Raw genomic sequence first — 16,313 nt, 5'->3', positions numbered from 1 at the left:
GCTACGCGCGCAGCCGTATGCCTTGGGGGTCAAACGGTGCCTCATGCAGGATCACTGCCCCATGCGGTCGCCCCAAAACCATGACCTCGACCGTGTCGCCCGGCACCGCATCCTTGACGAAGCCTAGCGCCAGACTCTGACCAACCGAATAGCCGTAGGCCCCCGAGGTCACGCGCCCGATGCCCACACCATCTTTGAAGATCGGCTCACCGCCCGTCGCATCCGCGTTTGAGGCATCGGTCTGCGCACCATCCAGCGCCAGCAACACCAGCCGCTGACGCGGCGCTTTGGCCAGTGTCTCCGCCACCGCATCCTTGTTGAGGAAGTCCTTCTCCAGTTTGCAGAGCCGCTCCAGCCCCACCTCCTGCGGCCAATACTCAGGGGAATACTCGCGCGACCAGGAGCCATACCCCTTCTCGATGCGCAGGCTCATCAGCGCCCGGCTGCCCACCGGCCCCGCGCCCACAGTCCTACCTGCCTGCATCAGGGCTTCCCACAGCCGCAGCTGATCGGCCGCATTGCAATGCAGCTCCCAGCCCAGATCACCGGTGAAACTCACCCGTAGCGCCAGAACGCGGATGTCGCTGACCTCGATCCAGCGGCTCGCCATGAACGGAAAATCCGCCGTCTCCAACGACGTCTCCGTCAGCCCTTGCAGCATGTCGCGCGCAGCTGGCCCAGCCACGTTGAAACCGCACATCCTCTCAGTCCAGCTCTCGAATATGGTGTCTTCGGGCAGCGGCACCTCTTTGAAGAACCGCTGGTGATAGCGTTCGGCCATGCCTGAGCCGATCACCCAGAACTCCGCCTCACCCCTGCGTGTCACCGTGAAATCCCCGGCGATCCCGCCGCGCTTACCGATCAGCGGGGTCAGACAGGAGCGGCCCACGGCCCAAGGCATCCGGTTCGCAAAAACCGCGTTCAGCCACTGCTCCGCCCCCGGCCCGGCGCAGCGGTATCTGGCGAAATTCGAGATGTCGATGATCCCCGCCCGCTCCCGCAGAATCCGGCATTCCGCGCCCACCGGCTCGAACCAGTTCTGCCGCGTGAACCCCTCTGTCTCGACGGTGCCGGGCTCTGCACTATACCACAGCGGATGCTCCCACCCGGAGTTCAGGCCAAAGACCGCGCCCGCAGCCCTTTGCGCCTCATACACCGGGCGCGTCCGTACGGGTCGCCCTGCCGTGCGCTCTTCATTCGGAAAGTGGATCTTGAAGCGGTTGGCGTATTGGTCTGCCACACGCGCTTTGGTGAACGCCGCATCCGCCCAATCTCCAAACCGCGCAACATCCCAGGCGAACATGTCATAGCGCGTCTCACCCGTGACAATCCAATCAGCCGCCAGAAGCCCCATGCCACCCGACTGCGAGAAGCCTGGGATGATCCCGTTGCAACAGAAGTAATGCGACAGCTCCGGCACCGGCCCGAACAGCACATTCGAATCCGGCGACCAGATCATCGGCCCATTGATCACGCGCTTGATGCCCGCCGCGCCCACCACCGGCACACGGTCGATAGCGCGCAGCATGTTCTCCTCGATGCGCTCCAGATCATCTGCAAAGAGCTCATGCCCAAAGCCCTGCGGCGTGCCCTCCTCGGCCCAGAAGCGCACATCCTTCTCATAAGCGCCAACCAGTAGCCCCTTGCCTTCCTGGCGCAGATAATACTCGCCGTCCCGGTCCGCTACCGAGGGCAGCCGCCGGTCAAGTGCTGCAATCTCCGCAATGGTCTCGGTCACGAAATACTGGTGCTCGGTGGGCTGCAGCGGCAGCGTCACACCGGCCAGCGCCGCCAACTCGCGGCCCCAAAGCCCGGCCGCATTCACGACCCAATCGGTGTGGATATCGCCTTTTGGTGTGCGCACGATCCAGCTGCCGTCGGCTTGCGGCTCGGTGCCTGTTACCGGGCAGAACCGGATGATCTCCGCCCCGTTCTGCCGCGCGCCCGCCGCATACGCATTCGTCACCCCAGAGGGGTCCACATTGCCGCCGTCCGGTTCCCACATGATGCAGCGGATGCCATCGTAGCTGACCAGCGGATGCAGCGCCTCCGCCTGCTGGCGCGACACCTCATGAAAGTTCATGCCGTAGAGCTTCGCCTTCGCCGCTTGCAACCGCAGCTGATGCTCCCGCGCCTCGGTCTGCGCCAGATAGAGCGAGCCTGGCTGAAACACGCCGCAGCTCTGCCCCGTCTCTGCCTCCAAGTCTTTGTATAGGGTCATCGTATAGTGCTGGATGCGGCTGATATTGGTGCTGTCGTGCAGCCCGTGGATATTCGCCGCTGCATGCCACGTGGACCCGCTCGTCAACTCATCCCGCTCCAGCAGCACCACATCCCGCCACCCCAGCTTGGTCAGATGGTAGAGGATCGAGCAGCCGATCACGCCACCTCCAATCACAACGGCCTGAGCATGGGAGCGCATGGGGTGGGTCCTGTGCGGCGACAACTGAGGACCACCCTGCCGCAGCGCACCACCTCCGAATTGCTGAAGCGCGACATGATCTGTCGCAGGCGGACAATCCGAAGCTGAGGGATGACCCCGCATTGCGCATCAGCAAAGAGGTTGCCGCGCAGAAACAGACGCGGCATCCTGAGCAGACACCGACCACCGCACTGACGCATCGAAGGACACCTCATGACACTCACACGCCTGACCGCTGCCTTGATCCTCTGTTTGCAGGCGTCGGGCGCCGTGGCCGATATGATCGTGATCAACGGTCGATATGTGGTGCACAAAGAGGACGTGCGCGGCTATTTCTACCGGCAAAACGATCAGAGGATGGTGTTCGATATCCGATGGAACGACTGGTCGACCCAATACAGATGCAACGACACCTACGATCAAACCCGGGTTCTGGCCGCGTCTTTGAACTTTGCCATTCAGCTGGAGGAGGCGGATCAGCTGGATTTTGGCGATTTCCTCGAAGGTGAAGGGTTTAGCGGCTGCGCGAAGTTCTAACGGCCGGCCCGCCACTGCGCGTGTCTTGTGCGATCTTGGGTGTTTGGCCGCCACACGCCTGTGAGATTTACACGTCTTAGCCCAGCCAAGTTGCGTCCACTGGTCTGGAACATCATCCCTTGCATCCCATCTTATCGCGGATAATTTATATCCATGATTCGATGGAATGCCTCGTGAAGCTAAGTGACGGAATAGAACAGGCGCTGCATTGCGCCACATTACTCGCCGCGCTGCCGGAGGGCGGGTTGCTGTCTGCAAAAGCCATGGCGGAATTCCACGGCGTCTCAACCAGCTACCTGTTGAAGCACCTGCAGGCGCTCTCCAAGGCGGGCCTCTTGCAGACGGAGCCTGGCCCGCGCGGCGGCTACAGGCTCGCCCGCGCGCCGGAAGATATCACGCTGCTTGACGTGGTGCTGGCCTTGGAGGGGCCGGAGCCTGCCTTCCGCTGCAAGGAGATCCGTCAGAATGGGCCAAACCCCCTGCCCGCTGCGCAGTTCAAGGCGCCCTGTCAGATCAATGCCGCCATGCTGCGCGCCGAACGGGCCTACCGCGCCGAATTGCGCCGCACGACCCTTGCGGATTTGCTGGCCGATCTGGCCGCCGCCGACGATGGCAGCATCGCGGCCCGCGGCTGCGCCTTCTTTGACATTCACATGCGCAAACCAATCCCCTGAAAGGACATCAAGATGACCCAACGCCTCGATTACATGACCGCCGCCCCAGACGCTGTGAAAGCGGTTTATGGGTTAGAGCAATACGTGGCCCAGGACGCCGGGTTGGAGCGACGGCTGATCCACCTGCTGAAACTGCGGGCCTCGCTGATCAACGGCTGCGCCTATTGCGTCGACATGCACACCCGCGAGGCGCGCAAAGACGGGCTGTCGGAACAGTGGATCGCGCTGGTCGCCGTCTGGCACGAGGCCGCTGTCTACACCCCGCGCGAGCGCGCCCTGCTCGCCTGGACGGACGCCTTGACCAAAGTTGCCGAGACCGGCGCCCCGGATGAGGCCTATGAAGCGATGCGCGAGCACTACTCGGACAAGGAGATCACCGACTACAGCGTCGCCATTGGCACCATAAACATCTGGAACCGGCTGGCTGTCGGCTTTCGCATGCAGCACACGGTGGATCGCGCCGCCTGAGCCTGCGCCGCGCCTGGCAATATGTCGGGGCGCGGCGCCCCGAAAACGGCAAAACCTGTCGCTTCTGAACCAGCCTGGGCGCCGGGCGCTTTTCAAGGTGGCCGCATCCCAGACCCGGAGGCGCTCAAATGCAAACCACAACCCGTGTTGCCGTGATCGGAGGCGGTGTTGTCGGCTGCTCCGTGCTCTATCACCTTACCAAACTGGGGTGGTCCGACGTGATGCTGCTGGAACGCGCCGAGCTGACAGCCGGGTCGACATGGCATGCGGCGGGCGGCTTTCACACGCTGAACGGCGACACCAACATGGCCGCTCTGCAAGGCTACACAATCAACCTTTACAAGGAGTTGGAGGAGATCACCGGCCTGTCCTGCGGGCTGCACCACGTGGGCGGCGTGACCCTTGCGGACAATCGCGACCGCTTTGACATGCTGCTGGCCGAGCGCGCCAAGCACCGCTTTATGGGGTTGGAGACTGAGATCGTCACCCCCGAGGAGATCAAGCAGATCGCGCCTGTGACCAACATCGATGGCATCCTCGGCGCGCTTTACGACCCGCTCGACGGCCATCTTGACCCCTCCGGCACCACCCATGCCTACGCCAAGGCCGCGCGCATGGGCGGGGCGACCATCGAGACCCACTGCATGGTGCGCGAGACCAATCCGCGCCCGGACGGCACCTGGGACGTGGTCACCGACAAAGGCACGATCCATGCGGAGCACATTGTCAACGCAGCCGGACTTTGGGCGCGCGAAGTCGGCGCGATGGCAGGGGTCTACCTACCGCTGCACCCGATGGAGCACCAGTATCTGGTCACCGAAGAAGTGCCGCTGATCGCCGAGATGATGGCCGAGGGGCACGAGCACCCGCATGTGATGGACCCGGCAGGCGAAAGCTATCTGCGGCAGGAGGGCAAGGGTCTGTGTATCGGGTTCTATGAACAACACTGCCGCCCCTGGGCGGTCGAGGGCACATCCTGGGAGTTCGGACAAGACCTGCTGCCCAACGACTTTGACAAGATCGAACAGAGCATTGATTTTGCTTACAAACGCTTTCCCGACCTGGAACGCGCCGGGGTCAAATCGGTCATTCACGGCCCCTTCACCTTTGCGCCTGACGGCAACCCGCTGATGGGCCCGGTGCCGGGCCTGCGCAACTACTGGTCCGCCTGCGGGGTAATGGCGGGCTTCTCGCAAGGTGGTGGCGTGGGCCTGATGCTCGCGCAATGGATGATCCACGGCGAGACCGAGCGCGACACCATGGCGATGGATGTGGCGCGTTTCGGTGACTGGATCACACCGGGCTACACGCTGCCGAAAGTCATTGAAAACTATCAGAAAAGATTCTCCGTCGCCTACCCGAACGAAGAGCTGCCCGCAGCCCGCCCCAATCGCACAACGCCGATGTATGACATCTTCTCCGACATGGGGGCCGTCTGGGGCCAGCAGTACGGGTTGGAGGTCGCGAATTACTTCGCACAAGGCGATGAACCGACGTATGAGACGCCGTCTTTCCGCCGCTCCGACGCCTTCGCCGCAACCGCGCGGGAGGTGCATGCGGTGCGCCATGCTGTGGGGATCAACGAGCTGCAGAACTTCGGCAAGTACCGCGTCACCGGCCCGCGCGCGCGGGCCTGGCTCAACCGTATCATGGCCGGTCGCGTGCCCGCACCCGGGCGGCTCAGCCTAAGTCCCATGCTCTCGCGCAAAGGCCGCTTGATCGGCGATTTCACCCTCTCGTGCCTCAGCGAAACCGAATTCCAGCTCACCGCGTCTTACAGCGCGCAGGCCTTTCACTGGCGCTGGTTCCTCCTGCATCAGGAAGACGGCGCAACCCTCGAAAACATAAGTGACCTGCGCAGTGGCTTTCAGATCGCAGGCCCCCGTGCGCGCGACCTGCTTTCCGCCTGCGCCCGCGCTGACATCTCTGATATGGCTTTCCTCGACGTGCGCCGCCTGACCGTGGGAATGAGCGACTGCATCGTGCAGCGGGTCAGCTACACCGGTGATCTTGGGTATGAGATCTATTGTGATCCGATAAGCCAGCGCGCGCTGTGGTCCACGCTCTGGGCTGCGGGTCAGCCACTGGGGATCACGCCCTTTGGCATGCGCGCGATGATGTCGCTGCGCCTCGACAAGTTCTTTGGCAGTTGGATGGCCGAGTATTCGCCCGACTACACTGCCGCCGAGACGGGTCTCGACCGATTTATCCACTTCGACAAGACCGCCGACTTCATCGGTCGCGCGGCGGCAGAGGCCGAGCGTGGCGCAGGCCCCAGCCGCCGCTTGGTGGCCTTTGCGGTCGCCGCTGACGGTGCGGACGTACATGGTTATGAGCCGATCTGGCTGGGCGGCGAGGTTGTGGGGTTTTGCACCTCGGGTGGCTATGCGCATCACACACAGACATCCGTGGCCCTGGGCTTTCTGCCAACAGATCTGTCAGGCGGCGCACCGCAAGTCGACATCGAGATCCTTGGGCAAATGCGCCCCGCGCAAGTCTTGACCAAACCGCTCTTCGATCCGGATGGGGCCCGCATGCGCGGCTAAGCATCGCTTTCGATTATACCGAAGTTGCGCTAGGGTGGCGCATGACAGTCCCACCGATCAGCGACATACCGATCATTCTGCTGGCCGCAGGACAGTCCAGCCGGATGCGCGGCACAGACAAATTGCTGGAGCCGGTCGAGGGCATGCCGCTGCTGCGGCGACAGGCGAATCTGGCCTGCTCGGTCACATCCGGGCCCGTATTGCTGGCACTGCCATCGCCACCCCATCCCCGCTATCAATGTCTGGATGCTCTTGCCGTCAACCGGGTGGCGGTGCCGGATGCAGATGAGGGGATGAATGCAAGCCTGCGCACGGCCTTTGCCGCCCTGCCCGGCGCGCCGCCCGCCGCGATGCTGTTGCTCGCTGACCTGCCCGACTTGCAGCAGAGCGACCTCCTGCAGGTTCTGAACGCCGTTGACCTGACCTCTGACACGTTGATCTGGCGCGGCAGCACAGCGGACGGCAAGCCGGGGCACCCGATTGTCTTTGCGTCCGCGCTATTCCCCGCCTTTTCCACGCTCACAGGCGATGGCGGCGGACGGGAGGTTGTGGTCCAGGCGGGCGACCGGGTTGCCCTGATCCCCTTGCCGGGACAGCGCGCAAGGCGCGATCTTGATACGCCGGAGGATTGGGCGCGGTGGCGTGCGGAGCGGGCGCAAGCTGCTGCACAATAGCCTGGTCCGGGGGCACCCCCGCCAATCACTCCACGAGGGTGCCGCGGACGTCCAACCTAGTCGCGGGCCTTCAACATATCCTCGACCTTTTTCAACTGTTCCGTGTGATCTTCCAGCGCGCAGAGAATGGCATTCATGGCAACATGCATATTCCAGCTGGTCGGATCTTTGTCGGGATCGATAAACAGTGTGTTTTCGTGAAGCGCCTCTCGGCCCTTTTCCAGAGACACATGGTCGAACTTCATGGTAGGCAGCTCCTGCGCAAATACTACTTTGGAGGGAATTTTGCCGATACATATAGCGCCCGCTTTGACCTGACGCAATTCAGCGTCAGATGATGTGCGAAATTTTATGAAAAGTCGTTCGAAATAACCGCGCTCAGCGGGATCACCAGGGTCATCCGGAGCTTTCTCAACCCCGGACCTTTCAGCTGCCGCAACCATCGGCTCGAACAGCGTGGTGCGGAAATCTGAATGAAATCAGTTGGTACCCAAGGCCGGACTCGAACCGGCACGGTATCACTACCGGCGGATTTTGAATCCGCTGCGTCTACCATTCCGCCACTTGGGCACTCTGCCCTTCCGTACCCAAGGTTGCGCCCGCCGTCCAGCGCAAAGACGCGCTTTTTTGCCAGAACCGCAAGGACCGCCGACCACTTGGCATCCGCTCCCCGGTGCTGGCGCATCGGTTTGTGACTTGATATGCGGTGCAAAACGGCCTCGGGCGATCGTCGCCCCCAGCGCGCACAGGAGAGATGCCCATGACGGCTGAAGCCACCAATGACGTGGCCATTTCGCAACGCCTGTCCAATCTGTCAGCTTCAGCGGCGGGCGAGGCGGTCACGCTGGATTGGATTCTCCAGCAGTTGCATGAGCGTGCCTTTGGCCTCTTCCTCCTGGTTCTGGCGCTGCCCTGCTGCATTCCATTTCTCTACGGCATTCCGCAGGTCGTCTCGCTGCCCTTGATGTTTGTCTCAGTGCAAATCCTGATGGGGCGTCGCACGCCGTGGTTGCCCGACCGCCTGGGCCGCCGGACCGTGTCGGCTGAGGGGCTGGACAGTTTGGCGACGCGCGCGGGCCCCTGGCTGCGGAAAATCGAAAACGTCAGTCGACCCAGGCAAGCTGCCCTCACTCGCGCGCCTTTGGACCGGCTCGTCGGTCTTGGGCTGGTGCTGTTCAGCGCCTCCATTCTTGTGCCGCTCCCCGGCACCAACACCGTCCCCGGCATCGCGGTTGTGATCGTCTCTATGGGCCTGCTGCAGCGCGATGGCATCCTCGTCATTCTCGGCATGGTGCTTGGCACCGCGTGGATCGCAACCTTGGTGTTTGCGGGAGCAACGCTTGCAAGTCTGATCAAAGGGTGGCTCGGGTTATGACGCGCCTACAGCTGATTGGACTGGCCACACTCGGATCCGCAAGCCTGCTTGCGGGCGCCTATGTCTTCCAGATGCTCGGCTATGCGCCCTGCAAGCTCTGCGTCTGGCAGCGATACCCGCACGCCGTGGCGATTCTGATCGGTGTGCTGGCCCTGCGGATCTCGCACGCAGGCCTCGCCCTCGCGGGTGCGCTGGCAGCAGCGGCCACAGCCGGGGTCGGCGCCTTTCACGTGGGGGTTGAGCAAGGCTGGTGGCAAGGCCCCACCAGTTGCTCCGCCGGGCCGGTGGGCGGCATGAGTGCGGATCAGCTGCTGGATCAGATCATGGCCGCGCCGCTGGTGCGCTGTGACGAGATTGCCTGGCAATTGGCCGGGATCAGCATGGCCGGGTGGAATGCCCTGCTGTCCTGCGGGCTCATTGCGATCTGGCTGATGGCCGCGCGCCGCGCCTAACTGTCCTTGCGGGTGCTGAGCAGCAGGCTTGTCTCGCTTGCTGTAACGCCCTCCAGCCGCCGAATCTGAAACAGGATCTGATCAAAGCGTTCCAGCGTGTCGGTGCCAATCTCGACAATCACATCCCAGCGTCCGTTGGTCGAATGGACCCGGCGCACCTCGGGCATCCCCGACAGATGCCGCAGGATGCGATCCGTGCCGCGCCCTTCAATCGCCACCATCATCAGCCCGCGCACCGGGTCGCTCAGCACATCTTCTTTCAGCACAACGGTGAAGCCGATGATGTCGCCCCGGGTCTGAAGCCGCGCAAGACGGTTGCGCACCGTGGCCCGCGTCAGACCCAGCGCATGTGCCAGATCAGAAAGCGACGCGCGGGCGTCATGGCGCAGAAGTCCAACCAGCCTATTGTCCACATCGTCCATTTTATACACCCGGTATGGTCAATCAAAACACGATATGATCAAAATGATGGCTTGTCGACAACCCGAAGCGATCATTACGCTGATTCTTGCAGACCAGAGAGGACACATCATGACCGCGCAAACCTGCATTCTCTACGGCGCCCCGGTGGACAGCGGCAAGCGCCGTCGTGGCTGCCTGATGGGTCCGGATGCCTATCGCACTGCAGGCCTCGCGGAGGCGCTCGAAAGCCTTGGGCACCGCATCAAAGACCGGGGCAATGTGACCCCAGCCGCTTACGAGGCCAAGCCGCACAGCCGCCTGCACGCGCTGGAGGAAACCATCGGCTGGACCGAGGCCTTGGCCGAGGCAGCGCAGGCAGGGTTGCAAGACGGGTTGCCGATCTTTCTCGGCGGTGACCACGCCCTCGCGCTTGGCACTGTTCTGGGCGCCATGCGCCATGCCCAGGCCGTCAACCGTCCGCTCTTTGTGCTCTGGCTCGACGCGCACAGCGATTTCCACACGCCCGCCACGACGGACAGCGGCAATCTGCACGGAACACCTCTGGGTTATGTGACAGGCCGGCCAGATTTCCATGGCTTTCCTGACGTCCATACCCCATTGCCACAGGAAAACATCGCCATCGTCGGCCTGCGCTCGGTTGACGAGGCCGAACGCGCTGCCTTGCAAGAGACCACCATCCAGCGCGTCGACATGCGCGAGATCGACGAGACCGGCATCGCCAGACCCCTCGCGCGCTTTCTCGATCAGGTCAGCGCGGCAGGCGGCATGCTGCATGTCTCGCTCGACGTCGATTTCCTGGATCCATCCGTCGCCCCGGCCGTAGGCACCACCGTGCCCGGAGGCGCCACAATCCGCGAAGCGCATCTGGTCATGGAAATGCTGCATGACAGCGGGCTGATGACCTCGCTTGATCTGGTGGAGTTGAACCCCTTTCTCGATGAACGCGGCCGCACTGCGCAGTTGATGGTCGATCTGGCGGCCTCAGCCCTGGGCCGCCGCGTGTTCGACCGTCCCACACGCGCCTATTGACCGGGAGATCAAACGATGACCACCACCCCCTCCGACAAGGCGCTTGTGCCCTTTGTCTCTGTCGATCACATGATGCAGCTGATCCACTACATCGGCGCAGAAGACATGCTGCGCGGCCTCGCCGACTACATCGAGGTCGACTTCCGGCGCTGGCAGCTCTTTGACAAGACACCGCGCGTCGCCAGCCACTCCGCCGAAGGGGTGATTGAGCTGATGCCCACGTCCGATGGCGACGTCTACGGCTTCAAATATGTGAACGGCCACCCCAAGAACACCCGCGAGGGGCTGCAAACCGTGACAGCCTTCGGCCTTCTGGCGGATGTGGCCTCCGGCTACCCAGTGCTGCTCAGCGAGATGACATTGCTGACGGCCATGCGCACCGCGGCGACCTCAGCGCTGGTCGCGCGGCTGCTGGCCCCCAAGCACAGCAAAGTCATGGCGATGATCGGCAATGGCGCGCAGTCGGAATTCCAGACCCTCGCCATGAAAGCGATCTGCGGACTGCGCGAGGTGCGCCTTTATGACACCGACCGCGCCGCGACCGAAAAATGCGCCGCCAACCTCGCGGGCCTGGGCCTGACGGTAACCCAATGCACCACCGCCGAAGAGGCCATTCTCGGCGCGCAGATCATCACCACCTGCACCGCCGACAAGCAATATGCCACAATCCTGAGTGACAACATGATCGGTTCCGGCGTGCACATCAACGCCATTGGCGGCGACTGTCCGGGCAAGACCGAACTGGCCCCAGCGATCCTGCAGCGCTCCGAGATTTTCGTCGAATACCCCGAACAAACCCGCGTTGAAGGCGAGATCCAGCAACTGGCCGAGGATCACCCGGTCACCGAAATCTGGCAGGTGCTGACCGGTGCGGCAGAAGGGCGGTGCTCCGACGAACAAATCACCCTCTTCGATTCCGTCGGCTTCGCGATCGAGGATTTCTCCGCCCTGCGCTACGTCCGCGATCAACTGCAGGCCACAGGTCTCTACACCGCGCTCGACATGCTGGCCGATCCGGACGATCCACGCGACCTCTTCGGCATGCTGCAGCGCGCCCGGTCGGATTAAACCGTTTTGGGCGTGCCCAAAACCAAAGAATGGACTGCGCGCCGTAGGCGCGCGCCGCCGGATCAAGAGATCATCTGGCCGTCACATCATGGCGGTAAATCCAGTCAAACTGACGCATCATCATACCCGGCGCGACCCGGCTGCCCAATGACAGGCCCAGATGCGCAAACGTCCGCACCACACCTGGCCGCAAATGATACTTCCATGCATTCCCGCTGGCCGCGTCGATCACCTTACCCGCACGGTCCCGCCGCAGCGCCTGATACCGCTCCGGTTCCCCAGCCACCAAACACTCCGCCAAGACCCAGGCGTCTTCCAACGCGAGGTTGGCCCCCTGCGCCAGAAACGGCAGCGTCGGATGCGCCGCATCCCCTAACAGCGCCACATTGTCTCGCATCCAGCACTCCGCCACCGGATGCCGAAACAATCCCCAAAGGCTCACTTGCTTCAATTCCGACAACAGCTCAGCCACCGGCCCGCCAAAATCCGCAAAAGCCGCGCGCAGATGCGCCGGATCATCCTCATGATGCCAGCCCTCTTCAGCCCAGCTGTCGCGCTCCTGCACCGCCACCAGGTTCATCATACTGCCGCCGCGCAACGGATAGCTGACCACATGCCGCCCCGGGCCCATCGACACACGGGCCTGCGCCAGCGCGCCTTGCGCGGGCACCGTCGCGCGCCAGGCCACCTGGCCGGTAAACCGCGCCTCTGCGCCGGGCGAGACCACTTGTCGTCCAACCGAATGCAGGCCATCCGCGCAGATTGCAACGTCCGCCTGCGCCTGCGCCCCATCCCCCAAAAGAATATGCGGCGCATCACCGGGAACAACTGAGGCCACCGCTTGCCCCAGCCGCAGCGTCACACCCGCCGCTTTCGCCGCCTGCGCCAGCACGGTAACAAGATCGTGCCGGTGCACAAAGAGATACCGCTGATCGCCCAAACGGGTGAGGTCGAGACGCGCGACCTCACGCCCGGCTTTGTAGTCCGAGAGCACCACCGATGTCGCCTGAACCGCACCTTGCGCATCAAGCACGGCCTCCAGCCCCAGCGCACGCAAAACCGCGAGACCATTTGGGCTGATCTGCAGCCCGGCCCCCACGTCCCGGATGGCCGGGGCCCGTTCGAACACCGTAACGGCCACGCCGCGGCGGGCCAATGCCGTGGCACAAGCCAGGCCACCGATCCCGGCGCCGACAATGACTGCGCTCTCGACCATCACCTCTCCTGCAACAAAAAACGCCGAAGTCTCAGCTCCGGCGTTTTCGCATTCTTCAATGTCAGATCACAGCGGATCAATCGTCGCGGTGCACCTTTTCGCGCCGCTCATGACGCTCTTGCGCCTCAAGGCTCATAGTGGCGATGGGCCGCGCATCCAGACGTTTCAGTGAAATGGGCTCACCCGTCACCGAGCAATATCCGAACTCCCCCTCTTCGATGCGGCGCAGCGCACCGTCGATCTTGCTCACCAGCTTGCGCTGACGGTCCCGGGTGCGCAGCTCCAGCGCGCGGTCGGTCTCTTCGGACGCGCGATCCGCCACATCCGGAATGTTGCGTGTGCCGTCCTGCAGGCCTTCGATGGTATCCCGGCTGCCCGCCAGAAGCTCGGCGCGCCAGTTCAGCAGTTTGCGACGGAAATATTCGACTTGTCGTTCGTTCATGAACGGCTCGTCTTCAGCCGGACGATAGTCATCCGGCAGAAACAGCTCCTGTTTCATTGACGTCCCCTCAACATGGCTAACATTTGTCATTCGCTACTTGTCCCTAGGCCAAGCGCCCCCTGCGGACGATCTACCTTACGTCCTGCCGATTGTCACTACACAATGCGGCAGAAATGGGGCTAAAAGCATCACAATTCAGCGCGTCACAAGGGGTTGACAACACATGAAATTCGAGGGCACCGCCGACTACATTGCGACAGATGATCTGACAATCGCGGTTAACGCGGCTGTCACGCTGGAGCGGCCTCTTCTCGTCAAAGGCGAGCCCGGCACCGGCAAGACCGAACTGGCGCGCCAGGTCAGCGCGGCGCTTGATCTGCCTATGATTGAGTGGAACATCAAATCCACAACCCGCGCCCAGCAAGGCCTGTACGAATATGACGCCGTCAGCCGCCTGCGCGACAGCCAGCTGGGCGATGAGCGGGTGCAGGATGTGGCCAACTACATCCGCAAAGGCAAGCTCTGGGAGGCCTTCGAGGCCGGCCAAAAGGTGGTGCTGCTGATCGACGAGATCGACAAGGCGGATATCGAGTTCCCCAACGACCTGTTGCAGGAACTCGATAAGATGGAATTCTTCGTCTACGAGACCGGCGAAACCATCAAGGCGCGCCACCGCCCCATCGTGATCATCACCTCGAACAACGAAAAAGAGCTGCCCGACGCCTTCCTGCGCCGCTGCTTCTTTCACTACATCCGCTTTCCCGAGATGGAGACCCTGCGCGCGATTGTCGAAGTCCACTTCCCCGGCATCAAGGACGCGCTGCTGACCACCGCGCTGACGCAGTTCTACGAGATCCGCGAGCAGGCGGGGCTGAAGAAAAAACCCTCCACCTCCGAAGTGCTGGACTGGCTCAAGCTGCTGCTGGCCGAAGATCTGACCGCCGAAGACCTCAAGACCTCCGGCGCCAATTCGCTGCCCAGGCTGCACGGGGCGCTTTTGAAGAACGAGCAGGACGTGCATCTGTTTGAGCGTCTCGCCTTCATGGCGCGCAGCGGGCGCTGAGCCAGCTTGCCATGAGCCGGGCTGCCGTCTAAGCTTTGGCCATGATCTGCGGCGTCAAGACTGCGGACAGGAGGCATATTGGCAGGCAAAAACCATGGCAGACCTTACAGGTGTCACCGTGCGCCCCTTGCGCATTGAGGACAAGGCAGAGTGGGCCGCACTCTGGACGGCGTATCTCGCGTACTACGAGACGACACGTCCCCAAGCGATCTTCGATCTCTACTTCGACCGCCTTCTCGGCGATGACCAGCAGGATTACAGCGGCCTCGTGGCCGAGCTGGACGGGCGGCTTGTGGGGCTGACCCATTATCTCTTCCACAGGCACGGCTGGTCAGAAGAAAACGTCTGCTATCTGCAGGACCTCTATGCAGACCCCGCTGTGCGGGGCAAAGGCGTCGGCCGCGCTCTGATCGAGGCGGTGTATGAGGCCGCGGATGCGACCAGCGCACCGGGCGTCTACTGGTTGACACAGGAGTTCAACACCACCGCGCGGCAGCTTTATGACCGCATCGGCGTGAAGACGCCCTTCATCAAGTACAACCGGACATGAAGCGCCGGGCCATCCTGGGCCTGATGATGCTGCTCAGCGCCTGCGCGCCTGCGAGCCAGACCGCCCCGCCCTCGCGCGCGGTGATCGCAGACAGCACTCTGCCACCGATGAAGAGCTTTGGCCGCGCCCGCGTCACGGGAGCCCCCATCGCCAACGCCGACCTGGCGCAGGATTTCCTCGACCTGTCGTTTCGGATGGAGAGTGGCCGCGTTCTGCCCATCCTGACCCGCTTTGAAGGGCCGATCACACTGCGCGTCACCGGGACCCCGCCGCCGACCCTCGCCGCTGATCTGAGCGCCCTACTGGCGCGGCTACGCGATGAGGCCAGCATCCCCATTCGCACAACTGAAAGTGCGCAAGCCAACATCACCATCCAAGCCGTTCCCGGCAAGGACATCCGGCGGCTGCTGCCTCAGGCCGCCTGTTTTGTCGTGCCCAACGTCGGGTCTTTGCAGGAGTACAGGGGCGCGCGCCGCAGTCCCGAGACCAACTGGGCCGCCTTGCAAACACGCGAGCGGCTTGCGATTTTCCTGCCCAGCGACGCCAGCCCGCAAGAGGCGCGCGACTGCCTGCACGAAGAGCTGGCACAGGCGCTTGGCCCGCTGAACGATCTCTACCGCCTGCCCAACTCCGTCTTCAATGATGACAATGTGCACGCGGTGCTGACCCCTTTCGACATGCTGATCCTGCGCGCCACCTACGCGCCGGAGCTCCGCTCCGGTATGTCGCAGGCCGAGGTGGCCCGTCGTCTGCCTGCGATCTTCGCGCGGATCAATCCGGCGGGCCGCACAGCACGGCGCGCGCCCACGACCCCAACGCCCCGCGCCTGGCAGGAGGCCATCCAGACAGCTCTTGGCCCAGGAGCCGGACCGTCCACCCGGCGGGCCGCAGCGCAGCGCGCGGTTGCCATCGCGCAGCAGGAAGGCTGGACCGATCTGCGCCTCGCCTTTGCGCATTACGCCCTTGGCCGCACGCTGCAGGCGACAGACGCCGCGATCGCCCTCCGTCATTTTCAGGCCGCTGACACGCTCTATGCAAGGTCCCCTGACACCCACCTGCACCGCGCTTATGTCGCCACACAACTCGCAGCCTATGACCTGACCGAAGGCAACGGCGCCCGTGCCCTGCGCCGCATTGCTCCCCACCTTGAGCCGGCCCGCGCCGCACAGAACGCATCTTTGCTGGCCACGCTGCAACTGATGCGCTCCGAAGCGCTCAGCCTCACGGGCCGCGACGCGCAAGCCGCACGTGTGCGGCTGGACAGTCTGGGGTGGGCGCGCTACGGGTTCGGACCAGATTGGGCCGTGCGGGCCAGGCAACGCGAGATCGCAAACCTAAACCCGTTGAACACGCCCACATAAGCGAACGGGGAAA

17 protein-coding genes and 1 tRNA gene are annotated in these 16,313 nt (G+C 63.2%); 12 read left to right on the top strand and 6 right to left on the bottom strand.

Going from position 1 to position 16,313, the window contains the following annotated elements; genetic code table 11:
* Position 1: 1 nt before the first annotated feature.
* The gene (locus So717_RS09360; protein ID WP_159976475.1) at positions 2 to 2,422 is read right to left on the bottom strand and encodes a GcvT family protein; all 2,421 of its coding nucleotides are present in this window, start codon (positions 2,420 to 2,422) and stop codon (positions 2 to 4) included.
* A gap of 213 nt (positions 2,423 to 2,635) precedes the next feature.
* Here So717_RS09360 and So717_RS09355 point away from each other — a divergent pair, with 213 nt between their 5' ends.
* From So717_RS09355 to So717_RS09335, 5 genes are all read left to right on the top strand, one after another.
* Positions 2,636 to 2,959 carry a hypothetical protein gene (locus tag So717_RS09355; RefSeq protein ID WP_159976472.1) on the top strand — a complete coding sequence of 108 codons (324 nt, stop codon included), beginning with the start codon at positions 2,636 to 2,638 and terminating at the stop codon, positions 2,957 to 2,959.
* Between the two features lie 173 nt (positions 2,960 to 3,132).
* A complete protein-coding gene (locus So717_RS09350) occupies positions 3,133 to 3,633 on the top strand; it encodes an Rrf2 family transcriptional regulator (RefSeq protein WP_159976469.1) in 501 nt (166 codons plus the stop codon).
* Between the two features lie 12 nt (positions 3,634 to 3,645).
* On the top strand, positions 3,646 to 4,101 hold the full coding sequence (locus tag So717_RS09345) for a carboxymuconolactone decarboxylase family protein (RefSeq protein ID WP_159976466.1): 456 nt from the start codon (positions 3,646 to 3,648) through the stop codon (positions 4,099 to 4,101).
* 128 nt (positions 4,102 to 4,229) lie between these two features.
* A complete protein-coding gene (locus So717_RS09340; protein ID WP_159976463.1) occupies positions 4,230 to 6,647 on the top strand; it encodes a GcvT family protein in 2,418 nt (805 codons plus the stop codon).
* A 41-nt stretch (positions 6,648 to 6,688) separates the two neighbouring features.
* Positions 6,689 to 7,321 (top strand): nucleotidyltransferase family protein, encoded by a 633-nt coding sequence (locus tag So717_RS09335; protein ID WP_159976460.1) that lies wholly within the window; start codon positions 6,689 to 6,691, stop codon positions 7,319 to 7,321.
* A 56-nt stretch (positions 7,322 to 7,377) separates the two neighbouring features.
* Here So717_RS09335 and So717_RS09330 read toward each other — a convergent pair whose 3' ends face one another.
* A complete protein-coding gene (locus So717_RS09330; protein WP_159976457.1) occupies positions 7,378 to 7,764 on the bottom strand; it encodes a hypothetical protein in 387 nt (128 codons plus the stop codon).
* Positions 7,765 to 7,805: 41 nt separating this feature from the next.
* A tRNA-Leu gene (locus So717_RS09325) sits at positions 7,806 to 7,891 on the bottom strand.
* A gap of 190 nt (positions 7,892 to 8,081) precedes the next feature.
* On the opposite strand from So717_RS09325, the gene So717_RS09320 reads away from it, so the two are divergent.
* On the top strand, positions 8,082 to 8,696 hold the full coding sequence (locus So717_RS09320; protein WP_159976454.1) for an exopolysaccharide biosynthesis protein: 615 nt from the start codon (positions 8,082 to 8,084) through the stop codon (positions 8,694 to 8,696).
* Positions 8,693 to 9,148 carry a disulfide bond formation protein B gene (locus tag So717_RS09315; RefSeq protein WP_159976451.1) on the top strand — a complete coding sequence of 152 codons (456 nt, stop codon included), beginning with the start codon at positions 8,693 to 8,695 and terminating at the stop codon, positions 9,146 to 9,148. The genes So717_RS09320 and So717_RS09315 overlap by 4 nt, the downstream gene beginning before the upstream one ends.
* On the opposite strand, the gene So717_RS09310 is transcribed toward So717_RS09315, so the two are convergent.
* Complete coding sequence (locus tag So717_RS09310) at positions 9,145 to 9,570, bottom strand: Lrp/AsnC family transcriptional regulator (protein WP_159976448.1); 426 nt, start codon at positions 9,568 to 9,570, stop codon at positions 9,145 to 9,147. The two genes, So717_RS09315 and So717_RS09310, sit on opposite strands and share 4 nt — an antisense overlap.
* A gap of 109 nt (positions 9,571 to 9,679) precedes the next feature.
* Here So717_RS09310 and rocF point away from each other — a divergent pair, with 109 nt between their 5' ends.
* Positions 9,680 to 10,600, top strand: coding sequence for an arginase (rocF, locus tag So717_RS09305; protein ID WP_159976445.1), 921 nt, complete (start codon positions 9,680 to 9,682; stop codon positions 10,598 to 10,600).
* 15 nt (positions 10,601 to 10,615) lie between these two features.
* Complete coding sequence (gene ocd, locus So717_RS09300; RefSeq protein WP_159976442.1) at positions 10,616 to 11,668, top strand: ornithine cyclodeaminase; 1,053 nt, start codon at positions 10,616 to 10,618, stop codon at positions 11,666 to 11,668.
* A 70-nt stretch (positions 11,669 to 11,738) separates the two neighbouring features.
* Here the strand turns inward: ocd and So717_RS09295 are convergent, their stop codons facing one another.
* Together So717_RS09295 and dksA are read right to left on the bottom strand one after the other, a co-directional pair.
* Positions 11,739 to 12,884: an FAD-dependent monooxygenase gene (locus tag So717_RS09295; protein ID WP_174239022.1), complete on the bottom strand. Its 1,146-nt coding sequence runs from the start codon at positions 12,882 to 12,884 to the stop codon at positions 11,739 to 11,741.
* A 76-nt stretch (positions 12,885 to 12,960) separates the two neighbouring features.
* A complete protein-coding gene (gene dksA / locus So717_RS09290) occupies positions 12,961 to 13,383 on the bottom strand; it encodes an RNA polymerase-binding protein DksA (protein ID WP_159976436.1) in 423 nt (140 codons plus the stop codon).
* A gap of 166 nt (positions 13,384 to 13,549) precedes the next feature.
* Between dksA and So717_RS09285 the strand changes: the two genes are divergently transcribed.
* The 3 genes from So717_RS09285 to So717_RS09275 all read left to right on the top strand — a co-directional run bounded on the left by So717_RS09285 (position 13,550) and on the right by So717_RS09275 (position 16,300).
* Complete coding sequence (locus So717_RS09285) at positions 13,550 to 14,389, top strand: AAA family ATPase (RefSeq protein ID WP_159976433.1); 840 nt, start codon at positions 13,550 to 13,552, stop codon at positions 14,387 to 14,389.
* Positions 14,390 to 14,483: 94 nt separating this feature from the next.
* Positions 14,484 to 14,939 carry a GNAT family N-acetyltransferase gene (locus So717_RS09280; RefSeq protein ID WP_159976430.1) on the top strand — a complete coding sequence of 152 codons (456 nt, stop codon included), beginning with the start codon at positions 14,484 to 14,486 and terminating at the stop codon, positions 14,937 to 14,939.
* Positions 14,936 to 16,300 carry a DUF2927 domain-containing protein gene (locus tag So717_RS09275; RefSeq protein ID WP_159976427.1) on the top strand — a complete coding sequence of 455 codons (1,365 nt, stop codon included), beginning with the start codon at positions 14,936 to 14,938 and terminating at the stop codon, positions 16,298 to 16,300. Before So717_RS09280 ends, So717_RS09275 begins: the two co-directional genes overlap by 4 nt.
* The last annotated feature ends 13 nt before the right edge of the window (positions 16,301 to 16,313 follow it).

Source organism: Roseobacter cerasinus (assembly GCF_009811755.1).
In the GTDB taxonomy this organism is placed as follows: domain Bacteria; phylum Pseudomonadota; class Alphaproteobacteria; order Rhodobacterales; family Rhodobacteraceae; genus Roseobacter; species Roseobacter cerasinus.
The sequence above is the reverse complement of the archived record's forward strand: the minus strand, read 5'-3'. Positions and strand labels throughout refer to the sequence as shown.